10 protein-coding genes are annotated in these 18326 nt (G+C 75.8%); 8 read left to right on the top strand and 2 right to left on the bottom strand.

The annotated features are described in order from the left end of the window. Positions 1–26: 26 nt before the first annotated feature. Complete coding sequence (gene eccD, locus ACIOGZ_RS06220) at positions 27–1376, bottom strand: type VII secretion integral membrane protein EccD (RefSeq protein WP_363588560.1); 1350 nt, start codon at positions 1374–1376, stop codon at positions 27–29. Positions 1377–1610: 234 nt separating this feature from the next. Here eccD and eccCa point away from each other — a divergent pair, with 234 nt between their 5' ends. From eccCa to ACIOGZ_RS06190, 6 genes are all read left to right on the top strand, one after another. Continuing rightward, positions 1611–5537 (top strand): type VII secretion protein EccCa, encoded by a 3927-nt coding sequence (gene eccCa / locus ACIOGZ_RS06215; RefSeq protein ID WP_363588564.1) that lies wholly within the window; start codon positions 1611–1613, stop codon positions 5535–5537. Beyond that, positions 5534–8260 (top strand): hypothetical protein, encoded by a 2727-nt coding sequence (locus ACIOGZ_RS06210; protein WP_363588558.1) that lies wholly within the window; start codon positions 5534–5536, stop codon positions 8258–8260. The genes eccCa and ACIOGZ_RS06210 overlap by 4 nt, the downstream gene beginning before the upstream one ends. Positions 8261–8475: 215 nt before the next feature. Then, positions 8476–8922: a hypothetical protein gene (locus tag ACIOGZ_RS06205; RefSeq protein WP_363588556.1), complete on the top strand. Its 447-nt coding sequence runs from the start codon at positions 8476–8478 to the stop codon at positions 8920–8922. A 67-nt stretch (positions 8923–8989) separates the two neighbouring features. Next, positions 8990–10492, top strand: coding sequence for a hypothetical protein (locus ACIOGZ_RS06200; protein ID WP_363588554.1), 1503 nt, complete (start codon positions 8990–8992; stop codon positions 10490–10492). Positions 10493–10555: 63 nt separating this feature from the next. Beyond that, the gene (locus ACIOGZ_RS06195) at positions 10556–13915 is read left to right on the top strand and encodes a right-handed parallel beta-helix repeat-containing protein (RefSeq protein ID WP_400985055.1); all 3360 of its coding nucleotides are present in this window, start codon (positions 10556–10558) and stop codon (positions 13913–13915) included. Further along, positions 13912–15141, top strand: a complete 1230-nt coding sequence (locus tag ACIOGZ_RS06190; protein WP_400985053.1) for a S8 family serine peptidase — start codon at positions 13912–13914, stop codon at positions 15139–15141. Before ACIOGZ_RS06195 ends, ACIOGZ_RS06190 begins: the two co-directional genes overlap by 4 nt. Before the next feature lie 191 nt (positions 15142–15332). Here the strand turns inward: ACIOGZ_RS06190 and ACIOGZ_RS06185 are convergent, their stop codons facing one another. Next, a complete protein-coding gene (locus ACIOGZ_RS06185; protein WP_363631978.1) occupies positions 15333–16337 on the bottom strand; it encodes a hypothetical protein in 1005 nt (334 codons plus the stop codon). A gap of 565 nt (positions 16338–16902) precedes the next feature. Between ACIOGZ_RS06185 and ACIOGZ_RS06180 the strand changes: the two genes are divergently transcribed. Together ACIOGZ_RS06180 and ACIOGZ_RS06175 are read left to right on the top strand one after the other, a co-directional pair. Beyond that, positions 16903–17253: a hypothetical protein gene (locus ACIOGZ_RS06180; RefSeq protein ID WP_363588546.1), complete on the top strand. Its 351-nt coding sequence runs from the start codon at positions 16903–16905 to the stop codon at positions 17251–17253. Positions 17254–17470: 217 nt separating this feature from the next. Continuing rightward, a complete protein-coding gene (locus ACIOGZ_RS06175) occupies positions 17471–18169 on the top strand; it encodes a sigma-70 family RNA polymerase sigma factor (RefSeq protein WP_350879510.1) in 699 nt (232 codons plus the stop codon). The last annotated feature ends 157 nt before the right edge of the window (positions 18170–18326 follow it).

The following is an 18326-nucleotide window of genomic DNA, read 5'->3' as shown; positions in this document are numbered from 1 at the left end:
GGGCCCGCCCCGGGGGCCTTGGCGGCTCAGCCGCCGAGGCCCCGCAGGGTGTGGTAGACGCCGCAGGCCTGGAGGGCGAGCGGAAGCAGGGAGAGGGCGCTGAGGGTGTGCAGGATGTCGGCGATCCGGCCCCAGTAGGGGAGCAGGCGCCGGCCGGGGACCGTCCAGGCGACGACCAGCAGGGCGACGGCCACCGCCAGCAGGCCGCCCAGCAGGCCGAGCCGCTCGGCGGGCGAGGCCGTGTGCGCCGCCCGGGAGACCAGCACCAGGCCGCCGTAGACCCCGGGCAGCAGGATGCTCAGCCGCTGGCGGATGCTGCCGACGGCCCGGCCGTGCAGCAGGAGCAGCAGGCTGAGTGCCGCGGCCTCGGCCGGGCCGGCCCAGCCGTCGGTGAAGGCGAGGACGGTCAGGCAGGCCGCGCAGACGGCGCCGATCGCCGTGTAGAGGGCCATCAGGTAGTCATCGGCGATCAGGGCGCGCGGCAGTACGGCGGCGGCCGGGACGGGCTCGATGTTCTCCTGCAGTTCCTCGGCGTTGCGCGGGAGCATCGGCAGCCGCAGACCGGAGAGCCGGAAGGCGAACGACGGCACGAAGGCGCCGATCAGGACGGCCACCACCGCGACCACGGCGACCAGCTTGCCGAGCGTCAGCCCCGCCAGCACCAGCACCCCCGCCAGCACCCCGAGCACCGCGACCAGCACCACCCCGAGGAAGAGCGGGGCGGCCCCGCCCACCGCCGCCAGGGCCAGCACCGCCGCGCCGGCCCCGGCGGAGGCGGCCGCCAGCACCCGGGCGCCGAGCAGGTCGTCCCCGCCCGGGCCGCTGGGCAGCAGCAGGGCGGCGAGGCCCAGGTACGGGACGGCGGCGGCGCCGAGCGCGGCGCCCGCGCCGGCGTCGGCCATGGCCCGGGAGGCGCTGGCGGCGCCGAGCAGCAGCAGGGCCGCGACGGCCGCCGCGGCGGCCTGGCGCGGGCCGGCGGGGCCGGGCAGGGCGAGCAGCACCCAGGCGGCGGCGAGGGCCGTGAGGGTGACGGCGAGAGCGAGGCGGCGGGTGAGGGCGGGGCGCCAGGTGTCGCCGCGCTCGTTCATGCCGGAGGCCACGCCGTCGACCAGGTCGTCGAAGTGGACCGGCGGCAGGGCCTGGTGGCGCGGGCGCAGGTGGACCGCGTCGCCGTCGTGCAGCTTCAGCGCCTCGGTGCTCTGCTCCTCGTCGAGCGGATCCTCGCCGAGCCGTTGCAGCACCCAGCCGCCGTGCTCCAGCCCGGTCTCGGCGAGGTCCGGGCCCGCGTGGCCGAGGATGGCGGGAAGCAGGTCGCCGAGCGGTACGTCGGCCGGGACGGCCAGCTCGAAGACCACCTCCGGCGCGTGGAACCTCAATCGGCACAGTCCTGCGACGACACTGCTGCTCACGCCAGTCCTCCGGCTCGGTGGTGTTCTCCGCTCGGTTGAACGGGCGGCTCGGCGCGCCGCGTTCAACCGCGGTTGAACCCCGGGTGCCACGCCGTCCGTGAGCCAGAGGGACGGCTGTCGCAGTGAGGAGCCCGTCACAGTGAGGAGCCCTGAGTGAGCGTTGTGCTGGTCACCCGGACGCCCCGGCGCCCGGGGCCCGAGATGCCGGACGGCGAGATCCAGTTGCAGGAGCCGCCGGGTCTGCCGGAGAAGCAGAGCGGCATGGCGAGCGTGATCAGCATGGCCCCGATGGCGCTCGGCTCGCTGTCGATGGTCTTCATGTTCCTGCACCCGGGCGGCGGCGAGGGCGGCGGTGGCGCGCTCAGCTACCTCGCGATGGGGATGATGGCGCTGTCCGCCGTCGGCATGCTGGTCACCCAGCTGATCCGCGGCTCCAGCGACCGCAAGCAGCAGTTGCGCGGCGAGCGCCGCGACTACCTGCGCTACCTCTCCCAGGTGCGCCGCCAGGTGCGGCGTTCGGTCGACGCCCAACGGCAGGCGCTCGCCTGGCGGCACCCGGCCCCGGACGAGCTGTGGTCACTGGTGGGCACCACCCGGCTGTGGGAGCGGCGGGCCGCCCACCCGGACTTCAGCGACGTCCGGATCGCGGTCGGCGCCCAGCGCCTGGCCACCCCGCTCGCCCCGCTGGCCACCAAGCCGGTCGAGGACCTGGAGCCGCTGTGCGCGCACGCGCTGCGCCGCTTCATCCACGCCTACGGCACCGTCGCCGACCAGCCGATGGCGATCCACCTGCGCGGCTTCGCCCAACTGCTGCTGCGGGCCGAGGACCCGGAGGCCGCCCGCGCCCTGGTGCGCGCCGTGCTCGCCCAGCTCGCCGTCGTGCACGGCCCGGACGAACTGCGCATCGCCGTCGTCACCGACGCCGAGCGGCGCACCTCCTGGGACTGGGCCAAGTGGCTGCCGCACGCCCTGCACCCGACCGACACCGACGGCGCCGGCCCGGTCCGGCTGGTCGCCGGCAGCCTCGGCGAGGTCGAGCAGCTGCTGGGCGAGGAGTTCACCAGCCGCCCGGGCTTCGAACCGGACGCCGTGCCCAACCGGGACGAGCCCTTCACCGTCCTGGTGCTCGACGGCCCCGGCGCCCACACCGGCAGCCGCGCCGCGCTCACCGGCTACCGCAACGCCGTCCTGATCGACCTGTCCGACAGCCTGGAGTGGCGCGCCGCCCGCACCACCCTGCGGCTGCGGATCGACGACGGACGGCTCGCCATGATCGGCGCCGACCGCAACCGCAAGGACGTCGTCACCGACCTCGGCCGCCCCGACGCGCTCGCCGTGCCCGCCGCGACCCGCCTCGCCGCGCTGCTCGCCCGCTACCGCATCGCCGACGGCGTGGACGTCGCCGAGCCGCTCGCCACGGACTTCGACCTGACCGCCCTGCTCGGCATCCCCGACCTGAACACCCTGGACGTCGAGGCGCTCTGGGGCCAGCGCGGCATCGCGCAGCGGCTGCGCGTCCCGCTCGGGCTCGGCCCGGACGGCCGCCCGGTCGACCTCGACCTGAAGGAGTCCGCGCAGGGCGGCATGGGCCCGCACGGCATGCTGATCGGCGCCACCGGCTCCGGCAAGTCCGAACTGCTGCGCACCCTGGTGATGGCGCTCGCCGTCACCCACTCCTCCGAGGTGCTCAACTTCGTCCTGGTCGACTTCAAGGGCGGCGCGACCTTCCTCGGCCTGGACGGCCTGCCGCACACCTCCGCCGTGATCACCAACCTGGCCGACGAGGCCGCGCTGGTCGACCGCATGCGCGACGCCCTGCACGGCGAACTCATCCGCCGCCAGGAGCTGCTGCGCGAGGCCGGCTACGCCTCGCTGCTGGACTACGAGACGGCGCGCGCCGGCGGCGCCGCGCTGCGCCCGATGCCCACGCTCTTCGTCGTCGTCGACGAGTTCAGCGAACTGCTGTCCGCGCACCGGGACTTCATGGAACTCTTCGTGATGATCGGCCGGCTCGGCCGCTCGCTCGGCGTCCACCTGCTGCTCGCCTCCCAGCGCCTCGACGAGGGTCGGATGAGCGCGCTGGAGTCCCACCTGTCCTACCGGATCGGCCTGCGCACCTTCTCCGCGATGGAGAGCCGCGGCGTCCTCGGCGTCCCCGACGCCTACCAGCTGCCCTCCCAGCCCGGCAACGGCTTCCTGCGCAGCGACATCTCCACCCTCACCCGGTTCAAGGCCGCCTACGTCTCCGGGCCGTACCGGCCCAAGCGCCGGGCCTCCCAGCAGGCCGCCCTCGCCGGGCAGGTCGTCGCCTACGGCACCGACTACGTGCTGCCGCGTCACCTCCCGGCGACCGCGGCCGAGCCCGAGGAGGAGCAGGCGTCCGACGGTTCGCTGCTGGAGGTCGCCGCCGGCCGGCTGCGCGACGCCGGACCGCCCGCCCACCGGGTCTGGCTGCCGCCCCTGGACGTCCCGCCCACCCTCGACGAACTGCTGCCGCCGCTCGTCCCGCACCCCGAACGCGGCCTCACCACCGAGGACGAGCGCTCCCACGGCTCGCTCGGCCTGCCGGTCGGCATCGTCGACCGCCCTTTCCAGCAACTGCGCGACCTGCTCACCGCCGACCTGGCCGGCGCCGGCGGGCACGTCGGCATCGCCGGCGCCCCGCAGAGCGGCAAGAGCACCATGCTGCGCACCCTGATCACCGGCCTCGCCCTCACCCACACCCCGCGCGAAGTCCAGTTCTACTGCCTGGACTTCGGCGGTGGCACGCTCTCCGCCCTGCGCGGACTGCCGCACCTCGGCGGCGTCACCGGCCGGCACGACGGCGAACGGGTGCTGCGCACCGTCGCCGAGGTCAACGGCATCATCACCCGCCGCGAGCAGTACTTCGCCGAACTCGGCATCGACTCCATCGCGTCCTTCCGCCGCCGCAAGGCCGCCGGGGAACTGCCCGACGACCCGCACGGCGACGTCTTCCTCGTCATCGACGGCTGGAACACCCTGCGCCAGGAGTTCGGCGACCTCGTCCAGCCGCTCACCCTGATCTCCCAGCGCGGCCTCAACTACGGCGTCCACCTGGTCATCGCCACCACCCGCTGGGGCGAGATCAGCGGCGGCCTGCGCGACCAGTTGCAGACCCGCTTCGAACTGCGGCTCGGCGACTCCGTCGACTCCGTCATCAACATGCGCGCGGCCGCCAAGGTCCCCAAGCTGCCCGGCCGCGGCCTCACCGACGAGCAGCTGCACTTCCTCACCGCCCTGCCCCGGATCGACGGCTCCGGCGACACCGACGACCTCGGCGACGGAGTGGCCGACCTGGTCGACGCCGTCGCCGCCCACTGGACCGGCCCACGGGCCCCCGAGGTCAGGATGCTCCCGCTCACCCTCGACGCCGCCGGGCTCCCCGCCCCCGAGGGCCGGCTGCGCGTCCCGATCGGTCTGGAGGACACCGAGGTCTCGCCGCTGTGGCACGACTTCGAGGAGAACCCGCACCTGCTGGTCGTCGGCGACAGCGAATCCGGCAAGACCAACCTGCTGCGGCTCATGATCAACGCCATCACCTCCGCCTACACCCCCGCCGAGGCGCGGATCATGCTGGTCGACTACCGGCGCGGCCTGTTCGACGCGGTGCCCCAGGAGTACCAGCTCGGCTACGCGGTGGCCGTCGACAAGCTCCGCCAGATCGTCGACGGCGCCTCGCGCGCCATGAAGAACCGCATCCCGCCCGCGGACATCACCCCCGCCCGGCTCAGGCTGCGCGACTGGTGGACCGGGCCCGAACTGTTCATCCTCGTCGACGACTACGACCTCGTCGGCTCCACCAGCGGCGCCCACCCCTTCGCGGCCCTGCTCGAAGACCTCTCCCAGGGCGCCGAGATCGGCCTCCACCTGGTCGTCGCGCGCGGCGCCAACGGCGTCGGGCGAGCTCTCGGCGACCCGCTGATGCGCAAGCTCCAGGAGGTCAACTCGCCTTCCCTGCTGCTCTCCTGCCCGCCCTCGGAGGGGTACCTGTTCGGCAACGTCAAGCCCCGGCAGTTCCCCGCCGGGCGCGGCCTCTACATCACCCGGCGACGCACCGTCCAGGTGCAGACCGGGCACGTGGCGGACGAACCGGAGGCCGGCCGGTGACCGCCTCCACGCTGCGGGCGCTCGGCCCGCACTACGTCATCGCGCCGCCCGGCGCGGAGGCCGCCGGACTGGCCGAAGCCCTCGCGCCCGTCGGGGCCGAACCCGGCGCGCTGCTGCTGCTGGCCGCCGCCGCGGACGCCGCGCCCGTCCTGCTCGCCTCGCTCGACGACCTCGTACGGGCGGCGGGTGAGCGCGGCGCCGACGTGCTGGTGCTCGCCGCCTCGGGACTCGCCGCGATCGGGCCGGACGGACGGCGGCCCGCCGAACTGCTCGCCGCCCGCTCCGGGCTGACGATCGTGGCGCCCGACGCGATGGTCAGCATCGAGCCGGACGGAACGCTGTCGGCCCCGGACGGCTCCTGGTGGCGCTGCCCGCCGGGCGGCGCCCAGCTCCGGGCCGAACCGCTCGGCGCGCGGTGGCCCGCCGCGGCCGCCATCACCCCGCTGACGCGCGATGCGTACTGGGTCACCGAAATCGCGGGCCGGGCGCGGCCCGCCGCGCTGGACCACGCGGCCGCGACCGACGGCGGACTGCTGCTCGTCCTCGGCGAACCGGCCGGGCGGCTGCCCACCGGGGCCCAACTCGCCAACGCCGCCGCGCTGCTGCTCGGGACGGTCGCGGAGGACGCGCGCCTCACCCTGAGCGCGCCGTGGGCCGCGCCGGTCGAGCTCATCGAACTCGCGGCGGTCGCGGCGGCCTCGCTGGGGCGCGAGGTCCGGGCGGCCGTCGGCCTGCCGGTACGGGGCGCGGCCGGGCTGCGCCACGTCCACCTCGCCGCGGACGGCACCGAAGGGTGGGAGCCCTACCTCACCGAACTGGTCGCCTGCCCGACCGACCGCACCGTCACGGCCGTCGGCTGGCGCAGCCGGCCCGACCTGCCCGCCGCCCCCGGGCCCGCGCGCTACCCGGCCTTCCCCGGCTGGGAACTGGAAGCCGTCGCGGCCGGACTCTGGCTCCGCCCGGCCGCCACCGCGGACCGCGGCCCCCGCCTTCGGAGGCCCGACCCGGCCGGCCCCGCGCTGGTCGTCGGGTCCCCGGGACGCCCCGTCCCCGAGACACTCTGGGACCACCTCGGGGCCGTGCTCGGCTCGCTCCCGCCGGCGCCCGCGCGCCTCGCCCTCGCCGTCGAGGGGACGCTGGACGTCGAGTCCGGGGCGGTCGGGCGTTTCTGCGCCCGGCTGTACGGGCTCGACTGGGTCGGACCCGCCGCTGCTTCGGCTGCCGTGGCGGCGCCCGGCCCGGAGGCGGCGCCCGCGCTTGCGGCGGGGCCCGTAGCTGTACCTGAGCCCGCGTCGGTGGAGCTCGGAGCGTCGGCGGAGGCGGACCCGGCGCCGCTACCGGTGTCGACCGAGCCCGGGGCGCCGGAGCCGGTGGCCGCGACCGGTCCGGTGTTCGAGATCGAGACGGAGGCTGGGACCGGGACGGAGACCGAGACCAGGACGGAGTCCGAAGCCGGGATTGGGACGGAGAGCGGGATCGAGACGGATCCGGTGGCCGTACCGGTCCCTATGGCCACGATGGGGGTCTTCGGAGGAGAGCCCGGGGAACGCCCCGCTTCCCCTCCCACCCCCGAGCCCGCCCCCGGGCCGACTGCGGCCGCGGTGGGCGACACCGGCACGACGGTGGCCCCGGACGCCGGCCCCGGCCCGGCCGTGGAGCCGGGGGCGAGCGTCGCACCCGGGGGAGGAGACCGGACGCCGCCCGACGGGGAGGCCGGCCCCGGGCCCGCGCCGGCAGCCGCTTCGGAGGAGAGCATCCCCGTAGCGGAGGAGGTGCCGACCCCTGCCCCGGCACTCGACCCTGAGCTGGCCGTGTCCACGGAGGCCGCCGAGTCCACGGAGCCGCCGGGAACCATGGCGGGCCAGGCCGGGGCACACTCGACGCCCGAGCCTGCGGCCGGCTCCACGCCAGTGCAGGCCCCGGGGCCTGCCCCCGAGCAGGTCCCCGAGCAAGCTCAGGCGCAGTCGACCGCCCCCTTGTCGGACCTGGTCGAGCTCTCCACCCCCGCCGAGGACCGCGCGGCCCTGGTCACCCTCCTCGGGCCCGCCTACCAGCGCTTCGTCCGGCGGGCCGAGGACGTCGCGACCCGCCTGCCCGGCCTGCGGGCCCGGGCCGACGAGGGCGATCCGCGGCCCGAACTGGTCGCCGTGCTGCTCCACCACACCGACTCGACCGTCCTCGCCGAGCGTGCCGAGCTCCGCGCCGCGGCGCGGTCGGGCGCCCCGGGCCCGTTCGGCCCGTACCTGCGCTGCCTCGCGGCCGGGCTCCGGCGGCTGCCCAGCCACTACGGAGGCGTGCTGGTGGCGGGCCCGGTCGAGTCGGCCGACCTGGCCGCCTACACCCCGGGAACCGTGGTCACCGAGCGGGCCCCGGTCAGCGGCCTGGCGGCGCCGGGCGCGGACTTCGGCGAGGACGTCGGGGTGGAGTTCGCCATCTGGTCCGTCGGTGGCCGCCGCAGCTCGGTCTTCGGCGAGCCGGGCGACCAGCCGACCGTGATCTTCGCCCCGGGGACGGAGTTCGAGGTGGTGGACGTCGACCTGCCGGACGAGACGACCGGGCGTCCGGCCCGCGTGCTGCTCCACGAGATCGGCGGCGTCCGCCCGCGCCCCGACCGCCTGCGCAGTTGGCTGGCCCGGCGCGACGCCGTCGCTCCCGCCGACCGGATCCGCCCCGCCGACCCGGCCCGCTACCTCCTGGACCTCGGCGGCGCGGCCGGACGGTGACGTCCTGTGGGGGCCGGGCGGCCGCGTCGTGGCGCGGATCACCTGGTCCGAGGCGCGGCACCGGCGCCCCTCCCACTCTCCCCGGCCGGTGGTGGGCCCTGGCCCCGACCCGGCCGGTCGGGCCGTCGGCCGACGGACCGGCACCGCGATGAACCCGGGGCGGCCTTCCGTCCGTCGGACGAAGCGTAGGGGCGAACCGGCGGGAGGAGTGCGGGATGAGCGGGACGAGCGGGACGATGCGGGACGACTTCCGGTTGGCGTCGGTGTTCGACGCCGTGGACCCGGTGACGGGGCCGGGCTTTGGGCCGGACCGGCCGAGGATCGAGGAGCGCGCGGAGCGCGAGGCACTCGTCGGCTACCTGCGCGCGGGCGCGCCCGTGCTGCTGACGCCGATGCTGATGGACGACGTGGTGGACCGGCAGCGGCGCTCCATCGTCCCGATGGGCTTCCGTACCGACGGGTCCTGGATCTGGACCGACACCGTGACGTACTACCTGGAGGAGTACGGGCTGGCGCCCGACCCGGAGCTGCTCGCTCACGTCCGCGCGCAGGGCGACGGTCCGTGGGCGGCGCCGGACGCGGCGGTGCTGGAGCGGGCGGTGTCCTTCGTCCTGACCCCGCCGGACTCCGACGAGGAGCCGGTCTGGACGGTCGGCTCGTAGCGGCTGAACCGGTTCGGCCACTCCGTCCGTACCTCCCCACAGGAGTGTCGTCGAGTGCAGGGGATGCATGGTGGCCGAGGAGAAGCGCGGCGAGGCGGGGCGGACGGGCGCCGGGTTCCAGCTCCCGGAGGTGAACTGGGCCCTGGCGGCGGAGGTCGAGCCGCCGGAGGGTGCGTCGGCGGCGGCCGCCTCGGAGGGAACCGCCTCGGCGAAGGGTGAAGCGGCGGAGGCGGGTTCCGGCGCCGCGACCGCGGTGCTGCCCGCGCAGCCGGAGCGCGAGCAGCCGGCTGCACCTCCCGCCGTCCCGCCCGTGCCCGCACCGGCCACGGCCACGACGACCGCAGCACCCGCCACCGCAGCACCCACCGCCGCCGGGACGCCCGAGGCGGTGGCCGCCGCGAGCGTCGCCGAGCCCTCCACCGACACCGGCACCGACCAGGGCCCCCGGCCGGGCCGGGTCTCCCGCCCGATGATCGCGGCGGCCGTCGCCGTCGGCCTGGTGCTGGTGGGCACTTCCGTGGTGGTGACCCAGCTCGGCGGCAACGAGCACAAGGGCGGCCCGGCCCAGGCGGACGCCCCGCCCGGCTACGGGCAGAGTGGTGGGGACGGCGGCAACGGCTTCGTCCCGAACTTCGACGAGCACGGTGGTACCAGCGGCTCCGGCGGCACCCCTGCCCCCGGTCAGCCCGACGCGGTGGTCCCGGCCGCGGACGCCGGCACGGGCACGCCCGCCCCGGGCGACCAGCCGGCCTCGGCCCCGAACGGCACCGGAAGCAGCGGAGGCGCGGGAGGCACTGCCGCTCGATCCGGCGGAGCCGCTAACTCCGGTGGTGGAAACGCGAGTTCGACCACCGCTCCAGGTCGCGCCCAGGGCGGCTCCGGCTCCGGCTCGGGTTCCGGCTCGGGTTCCGGTTCCGGTGGCGCCGCCGCTGCCGCCGCAGGTGGCGCGGCGGGGAGCGCGGCCGGTGGCGCCGCCAACCCCGCCCCGCAGAACCCCGCGCCGCAGCAGCCGGCCCCGCAGAACCCCGCGCCGCCGCCGGCTTCCCAGCAGCCCGCGCCGCCGCCCCCGCAGAAGGCCGCGCCCACCGTCGTGGTCACCGGCCCGTACTGCGGCAACAAGAGCGGCGTGTACAGCCAGAAGGGCTGGTTCGACCAGGGCGACTCCGGCTGGCGGAGCAACTCCGGCGGCTACAGCGGCGACGGCTGCAACGGGACGTACACCTCGGTGCCGATGTCCGGGGACGGCTCGGACGACAAGAACTCGGTGGTGTGGACCTTCACCGTGGACAAGGTCACCAGCTGCACCCTGGACGTCTACATCCCGGCCAGCGGGGACGTGAAGAAGGTCGGCGGGAACCCGACCTACTACACCGTGCAGAGCGGCAGCGGGTCGAGCGACTTCAAGATCAACCAGACCTCCAACCAGGGCCGTTGGGTCGGCGAGGGCACCTTCCAGTACCGCGGCTCGCTGTCCGTCACCCTGCACACCCGCGGCCAGGACTGGGTCGGCGGTAACAAGACCTACGCCCACCACGCCGCCAGCGCCATGCGCGTCACCTGCACACCCTGACCTGACCCTCATCCTCCGAGCAGGTCACGAACGAACGCCCCACGACGAAGGGAACCCCCAGGCATGTCGCGCCCGGTGCTGACGGTCTGCGCGGAGCAGCGGGAACGCGGCTCCTACCGTACGATCGGCGAGGCCCTCCAGGCAGCCCGCAGCGGCGCGGTGATCTCCGTACGCCCCGGCCGGTACGAGGAGAACCTGGTGCTCACCAAGGTGGTGACCATCACCGCCGAGGACGTCCGGGGCAGTGTGCGGATCAGTCCGCGCCGTGGCTCGGTGGTCCAGGTCCTGGCCGAGGCCGTCCAGCTGACCGGCCTGGTGATCCAGGGGCAGGACGACGACCTGCCCGCCGTCGACGTCCCGCGCGGCCAGCTCGCGCTACAGGACTGCGAGGTGATCGGCAACGCCTGGACGGCCGTCCTCACCCGCCAGCAGGGCGAACTGGCCATGCGCGGCTGCCGGGTGGTCAACACCGCCGGCGCCGGGCTGGTCGAGACCTCCACCGGCGCCAGCGTCATCGAGGACAGCGTCATCGAACACCTCGGCACCTCCGCCCTGGTGATCGGCGAACGGGCCAACCCCACCGTGCGGCGCTGCGTCCTGCGTGACGCGCGCGGCAACGGCATCTGCGCCAACGGGGAGGCGCGCGGAGTCATCGAGGACTGCGAGATCTCCGCCACCGACAAACCCGCCGTGGCCCTGGAGGAGCAGAGCACCACCCGCCTGCTGCGGACCGAGGTCCGCGACAGCGCGGTCGGCGTCTTCCTCGGCTCCACCGCGCGGGTGGTGCTGGAGGACTGCACCGTCACCGCCGTGCGCGGCCACGGCTACGTCCTCACCAACGGCACGGACCCCCTGCTGCGCCGCTGCCGCGCCGTCCGCAGCCAGGGCCACGGCCTGCACATCGCCGGCCGTGCCCGCGGCACCTTCGAGGACTGCGAGGTCACCGCCGCCGCGCAGGCCGGCATCCACGTCGACGAATCGGCCAGCCCCAGCCTGGTGCGGGCCGTGGTGCGCGACAGCGAGACCGACGGCGTCGACCTCACCGGGGAGAGCGCCGCGGAGTTCGACCGCCTGGAGGTGCGCGACGCGGCCGGCGCCGGCATCGTCATCCGTGACGGCGCCAACCCGCTGCTGCGCCGCATCACCGTCACCGACGCCGGTGGCCACGGCGTCGAGGTGGCGCGGGACGGGCGCGGCCGGATCGAGGACGCCACCGTGCTGGACGCGGGCAAGAACGGCATCCGGATCGCCGACGGCGCCAACACCTACCTCGGCGGCAGCCTCGTGCGCGGCAGCAAGGCCTGCGGCATCTCGATCGGCGCCGAGGGCATCGCCACCCTGCGCGACGTCGAGTCCGCCGACAACGCGTTCGACGGCGCGAGCGTCGAACACGGCGGCGAACTCACCGCGACCAGGACCAGGCTGCGGGCCAACCGCCGCCACGGGCTCCACCTGCTGCCCGGCGCCCGCGCCACCCTCACCGGCTGCCAGCTGACCGACAACACCGTGGACGGCCTGCGCTCGGAGTCCGCCGAACCCGTCCGGCTCACCGACTGCGTCACCGCCGAGAACCAGGGCGCCGGGCTGCGGCAGAGCGAGCCCACCGACCGGCTCGCCGTCGAGAACCTCGACAGCCGGGACAACCGCTCGCCCGACGCGCACGGCACGGTCACCGCCGCGGCGACCGCCGCCGGGGACGAGGGCGAGTCCGCCGACGGCACTCCGCAGGAGGCCCCCGCCGCTCCCGGGCCGCAGGGCCCGCAGGCCGTCCTGCAGACCCTGGTCGGGCTGGAGGGCGTCAAGGAGCAGGTCGCCACCCTGGTCAACCTCAACAAGCTGGCCCGGCGCCGCGAGCAGGCCGGGCTGCCCTCCCTCCCGATGAGCCGCCACCTGGTGTTCGCCGGCCCGCCCGGCACCGGCAAGACCACCGTCGCCCGGCTCTACGGCGCCATCCTCGCCGAACTCGGCGTGCTGCGCAGCGGCCACCTGGTCGAGGTCGCCCGCGCCGACCTCGTCGCCTCGATCATCGGCGGCACCGCGCTCAAGACCACCGAGGTCGTCATGGAGGCGCTCGGCGGCGTGCTCTTCATCGACGAGGCGTACACCCTGTCGGCCGGCTCCGGCGGGACCGGACCGGACTTCGGCCGCGAGGCCATCGACACCATCGTCAAGCTGATGGAGGACCACCGCGAGGACCTGGTGGTGATCGTCGCCGGGTACGAGAACGAGATCCGTGACTTCCTGGCCTCCAACCCGGGCCTCGCGTCGCGGTTCAGCCGCACCGTCGAGTTCCAGAACTACAGCGTCGACGAACTCACCACCATCGTCGAACACGCCGCCGGGGGCCACGGCTACGAGCTCGCCGACGGCACCCGCGAGGCCCTCGCCGTCCACTTCGACCGGATGCCCAAGGGCGCCGACTTCGGCAACGGCCGCGCCGCCCGCAAGGTCTTCGAGGAGATGGTCGACCGCCAGGCCTCCCGGCTCGCCGAACTGGAGGACTTCGACAACGCCGACCTCAGCCGGCTGCTCCCCGCCGACGTCGGCGAGCAGGCCGCCGCCGCCGTCGCCCGCGCCGCCGCCGGAGCCGACCAGCCCGAGGAGCCCGGCCTGCTCGACCGGCTGCGCGGCATGGTCGGCCTCGCCGCGGCCAAGGAACAGGTCGAGGACCTGGTCAACCTGACCCGGCAGACCCGCCGCCGCGTCGAGGCCGGACTGCCCGCTGCCACCATCAGCCACCATCTGGTCTTCTCCGGCCCGCCTGGCACCGGCAAGACCACCATCGCCCGGCTCTACGGCGAACTCCTCGCAGAACTCGACGTCCTGCCGGCCGGTCAGCTCATCGAGACCGCCCGCGCCGACCTCGTCGGCCGCTACATCGGCCACACCGCGCAGCTCACCCGCGACGCCTTCGAACGCGCCCGCGGCGGCGTGCTCTTCATCGACGAGGCCTACACCCTGACGCCCCGCAACGGCACCGGCGGCGACTTCGGCCAGGAGGCCGTCGACACCCTGATGAAGCTGATGGAGGACCACCGCGACGAGGTCGTGGTGATCGTGGCCGGCTACCAGGAGGAGATGCGCGGCTTCCTCTCCTCCAACCCCGGTCTGGCCTCCCGCTTCTCCCGCGAGATCACCTTCGACCACTACGCGGACGACGAACTCGTCACCATCGTCCGCCTCCAGGCGGAGACCGCCGGGTACAACTGCACCCCGGAGACGCTGGCGGCGCTCGGCGAACTCTTCGCCGCCGTCCCGCGTGACCGGTCCTTCGGGAACGGGCGCTTCGCCCGGCAGGTGCTGGAGTCGATGATCACCCGGCAGGCCGGCCGGCTCTCCCGGCTGGAGGTGGCGGACCTGGACGAACTCAGCCTGCTGCTGCCCCAGGACATCCCGGCCGGGCGGATCGGCAGCCTCGCGTGAGGACGGCGGTCGCCCTCCTCGCCGTCGGACTGCTGCTGCCGACGGCGGGCACGGCCCTGGCCGACACCCCCGCCGGCGACGACAGCCTCCCGGGCGTCACCCAGCTGCGGCGCGACGCGTCCGGGAAGCCGGCCGGCTGCCTGCCCCCGTCCACCAAGCGCACGTCGCTCACGCCCTGGCCCCAGACCTTCCTGCGCCCCGACCGGGTCTGGCCGCTCAGCCAGGGTGACGGCGTCACCGTCGCCGTCCTGGGCTCCGGCGTGACCGACGGCACCGGCCTGCTCGCCGGTCGCCTCGACTACGCCCCCAAACTCACCGGAGGCGGGGACCCAGCCCGTGACTGCGTCGGCCACGGCACCTTCCTGGCCGGCCTGATCGCCGCCGACCGCCGCGACGGGACGGGCTTCGCCGGACTCGCCCCACGGGCCCGGATCCTCGCCGTCTCCGTCACCGACGACGGCGGTGCCACGACGGCGGACCTGCTCGCCCAGGGGATCACGGCGGCGAGCGAACGGGGAGTGCGGATCATCGCGGTCGGGGCGGCGTTGCCGGCCGGCAACGACGCGCTCGCCGGGGCGGTGCGGGCGGCCCGGAGCAAGGGGGCGGTCATCGTCGCGCCTGCGGCCCCTGACGTCCAGCCCGGCTCGGGGAAACCCGGACCGGCCTATCCGGCCGCCTACGGCGAGGTCCTCGCCGTCCGCGACCTCGCCCCCGGCGGCGCCCTCCCCTCGGGCGCCGGAGCCGTCCCGATCGGCGGCCGGGTCGACCTCGCCGCCCCGGGCGACGCCGTCACCGGCACCGGCCCGTCCGCCGGCGGCAACTACACCGGCGCCGGGCCGAGCTTCGCCGCCGCCTTCGTCGCCGCCACCGCCGCCCTCACCCTCGGCAGCCACCCGGACCTCACCGCCGACCAGTTGATCCGGCGCCTGGAGACCACCGCCTACCACACCGTCACCACCCCCGACCCGCAGGTCGGCTACGGCACCATCGACCCCGTCGCCGCCGTCACCCAGATCTCCGTCCCCGACCAGGCGCCCCCCGCCGCGACACCGGCCGCCCTCGCCATGCCCCCCGCTCCACCCGCCTCCACCGCCCCCACCCAGGCCGTGGTGATCTCCCTGGCCGCACTGGCCGTCATCGCCCTCGTTGCCGCCGCCGGCGCCGTCACGCCGCGTGCCCGTGCTCGCGGCTGGCGCCCGGGGAGGGCGGAGGACGGCCAGGCGTGAGAGGTCGGCCCGGCCGTCCTCCCGCTGCACCGTCGCGCCGCTCCTCGGGCGTGGGCACCGCGCCCTCGACCGCCGGGCTCCCGGTGGCCCCGGCGCTCGTAGCCGCTCTCCGGGCGGGGGCGCCCCCTGGTTCGTCCCGTGACGCACGTACCCCGAGGCCGCCCATCCGTCCTCCGGGCGGGGGTGCGGCCTCAGACGGTGTGGCGGATGGCCAGGGCGTCGCCGACGAGGGCGGCGAGTTCGAGGTAGGCGAGGTGGGTGTGGGGGCGGAGCCGGCCGGGGGTGCCCGGGGTGTGCGCGGGGAGGAGGACGACGTCGCGGCAGAGGGTGCGGAAGTGGGCGAGGAGCTGGCGGTCGGCGACGGGGCGCTCGGTGGGCGGGCTGGGGACGAAGACGACGGTGCCGCCGCGGACGAGGTCGCCGTGGCCGCGGAAGGTCAGGTGGTCGATCAGCGCTGAGGCGTTGCGGGCGCCGTCGGCGGAGGCGTGTTCGCAGATGACCAGTTGGTCGGCGAGTTCGACGGCCGTGAGCTGGACGTCGTCCGCGGCGGCCGTGGTGTCGCTGAGGATCATCGGGTAGCGGCCGCTGAGGTCGGTCAGGGCGTCCCGGAACGCGGGGCCCGGGGTGTCCGGGCGGACGGCGAGGATGTCGAGCCGGCCGGCCGCGCTCCGGTCGAGGATCCGCCGGTCGGCGTGCGAGACGCGGGAGGCGTCGGCGAGGTCGAGGACGATCACCGGGTCGGGCCGGTGCTGCGCCAGGAGGGCGCCGAGCGTGACCGGGACGCCCTCGGCGGGCCTGCCCAGGAGGGCGATGCGGTGGCAGCTGCGCAGCGGGGTCCGGATCCGCTCCACGAGGCGGCGGCGCCGGGCCTCCGTGCCGCCGCCGAAGGGCAGTCGCAGGGCGCGCGGGTGGGCCGCCCGGTCCTGGCGCGCGGCGGGGGCCGTGGCCGGGGACGGCGTGGGTACCGCGAGCAGGGCGGTGGGGGTGGGGTCGCCGGGCGGTGCGGGCGGCTGCGCCTGAGACGCCGGTGTGCGGGTGAACAGCCGCCGTTCGGCGGGCGGGATCAGGACGGTGCCGAGTGGGTCGAGGGGCTGCCGGGGGAACAGCGGGACGGGCTCGGGCCAGGCGGCGGGTGTGTAGTCGGGCCGTTCCGGGGTGGCGGCGGCTCCGTCGGGGCTGCCGTCGGAGAAAGCCATCGGGTGACCTCCTGGTTCACGGTGCGCCGGGCCGGACCGTCGGTGCGTTCAGTCGGGACTACGGGCGAAGGGCCCGTTCCGGTTCAACGCGCGTCACCCTGCGGATCGGTGAACCGCCCCCGGTGGAAGGTCCGTTGAGCGGGACAGGGCGCACCTCGCGTTCCTCGTCACGCTCGGAGGAGCTCATGCGCGCCACCAGGAACCGCGCCGTCACGACGGCCGGTCCGCCGTCGTCGGCCGGTCCTCCGGCCGGTGCGACCGGTGCCACCGGCGGCGGCCCGGCCTCGACGGCGGTCTGGGGCGGGGCCGGTGTCGTGGTGCGGGGTGGGCGCCCGCCCGGTGGCCGCGGTGTTGCCGAAACGCGGAGGCCCAGCCGGGCGCCTCGTCGCCGGCCGAACCGGTGTGCGGGCGGCAGCTGAGCGGCAGCTGCCCGGCCGTACCGGAAAACCCTCTGCTGGACCGGCTGTCAGTAGATACCGTCTTCGGATGGCACTCGATGCGGAACGAGTGCCATGCAGGAGCAGCCGGCGTGACTCCCGTGGGACGGGATGGGGGAGGGACAACGATGGATCCGGACGGGCCGGACGTGCGCGAGGTGGTCGCGGCGCTGGTACGGCAGGAGGAACCGAGCAGGCCCGGGCCGCCCGCGCTGGTGGTGCCCGAGGGCACGGCGGAGGAGGTGACCGCCGCCGCCCGGCGGCTCGCCCTGCGGGCGCTGCCGACCGAGCGGCGGAGGCCGGAGCCCGCACCGGGGCTGCGGGAGCTGGCGGCGGCGCTGGTGGTCGACGAGCACCCCTCGGCACCGGCCTGGTCGGCGGTGGAGCGGGAGCAGCTGGCGACCTGGGTCGCGGTGCTGATCGAGCACCGGGGGGAGGACGGGGTCCAGGAACTGGTGCGCGTGCTCAACGAGGCCTGAGGGGCGGCCTGGTGGCCGTGGGGCGGCCGGGAGATGGCTGCGAGATGGCTGGCTGGTGTCCGTGCGGAGTCCTGGCCTGCGGCCCGGCCGTGCGGGGCCGGGGCGTTGGCGGATCGTTGGTGCGGCCTTGGCGGCTGCGGGCAGTCTGCTGCTTGTAGCCGCCGGGGAAGTCCGGTCGGTGTGTCGCCCTGCCCTTGCCCGATCTGAGAGGCCGCGCGTGTCGAAGCAGCCCGTCGCCCAGCCCACGTCCGTCGCCCAGCCGCCCGTCGGCCCGCCGGCCGGCACGGACCCGTCGGCCACCACGGGATCCGCCCCCGCGCCCGGCACGCCGAAGGCGGCCCGCCCGACCCTCGACCCGGACACGCTCGCCGAGATCCACCGGCTGCACGGCGGTTACCTGCTGCGCGCGCTGCTGCGCGCCACCGGCGGCGACCGGGGCAAGGCCGAGGACATCCTCCAGGAGACCCTGCTGCGCGCCTGGCAGCACCCCGAGGCGCTGGCGGCCGGGGCCGAGCAGAGCCGCCCCTGGCTGTTCACGGTGGCCCGGCGGATCGCGATCGACCACTACCGGATGGCCGCCGCCCGCGCCAAGGAGGTGATCGGCGAGCCGCTGGAGGACCGTCCGCTCGCCGAGGACCCGTACGAGCAGGTGGTCGTCGCCCGGGACATCGCGCTGGCCCTGCGCCGGGTGCAGAAGCACCACCGCGAGGTGCTGGTCGAACTGCACCTGCGGGACCGCTCGGTGGTGGAGGCGGCGGCCCGGCTCGGGGTGCCGCCGGGGACGGTCAAGTCCCGCAACTTCTACGCGATCCGGGCGCTGCGCCCGGTCCTCGCGGCGGAGCACGGCTACGGCCCGGCCGACGGCCGGGGCCAGGCGGCCGCGCTCGACCGCCCGGGTGCCGCCGTCTCCCGCTGACCGTTGACTGCTGACCGCTGACCGGCTCCCCGTGGCGGGCCCCCCGCGGCCCGGGGGGCCCCCCGGGGGGGCGGGGCGGGGCGGGGGGGGGGGCGGGGGGTGGGCGCCGCCGCCCGGGGGGGGGGGGCCGCGGGGGGGCCCCCGCGCCGGCGGGCGG

It is taken from the genome of Kitasatospora sp. NPDC088160 (genome assembly GCF_044741445.1).
In the GTDB taxonomy this organism is placed as follows: Bacteria; Actinomycetota; Actinomycetes; order Streptomycetales; family Streptomycetaceae; genus Kitasatospora.
This window is presented reverse-complemented; position numbering and strand designations above follow the sequence as displayed.

What these genes read in the sequence shown, in the direction of transcription:
- eccCa (WP_363588564.1), top strand. Translation starts at nt 1,611, where the DNA reads ATGCCGGACGGCGAGATCCAGTTGCAGGAGCCGCCGGGTCTGCCGGAG.
- ACIOGZ_RS06205 (WP_363588556.1), top strand. Translation starts at nt 8,476, where the DNA reads ATGAGCGGGACGAGCGGGACGATGCGGGACGACTTCCGGTTGGCGTCG.
- ACIOGZ_RS06200 (WP_363588554.1), top strand. Translation starts at nt 8,990, where the DNA reads ATGGTGGCCGAGGAGAAGCGCGGCGAGGCGGGGCGGACGGGCGCCGGG.
- ACIOGZ_RS06195 (WP_400985055.1), top strand. Translation starts at nt 10,556, where the DNA reads ATGTCGCGCCCGGTGCTGACGGTCTGCGCGGAGCAGCGGGAACGCGGC.
- ACIOGZ_RS06185 (WP_363631978.1), bottom strand. Translation starts at nt 16,337, where the DNA reads ATGGCTTTCTCCGACGGCAGCCCCGACGGAGCCGCCGCCACCCCGGAA.
- ACIOGZ_RS06180 (WP_363588546.1), top strand. Translation starts at nt 16,903, where the DNA reads ATGGATCCGGACGGGCCGGACGTGCGCGAGGTGGTCGCGGCGCTGGTA.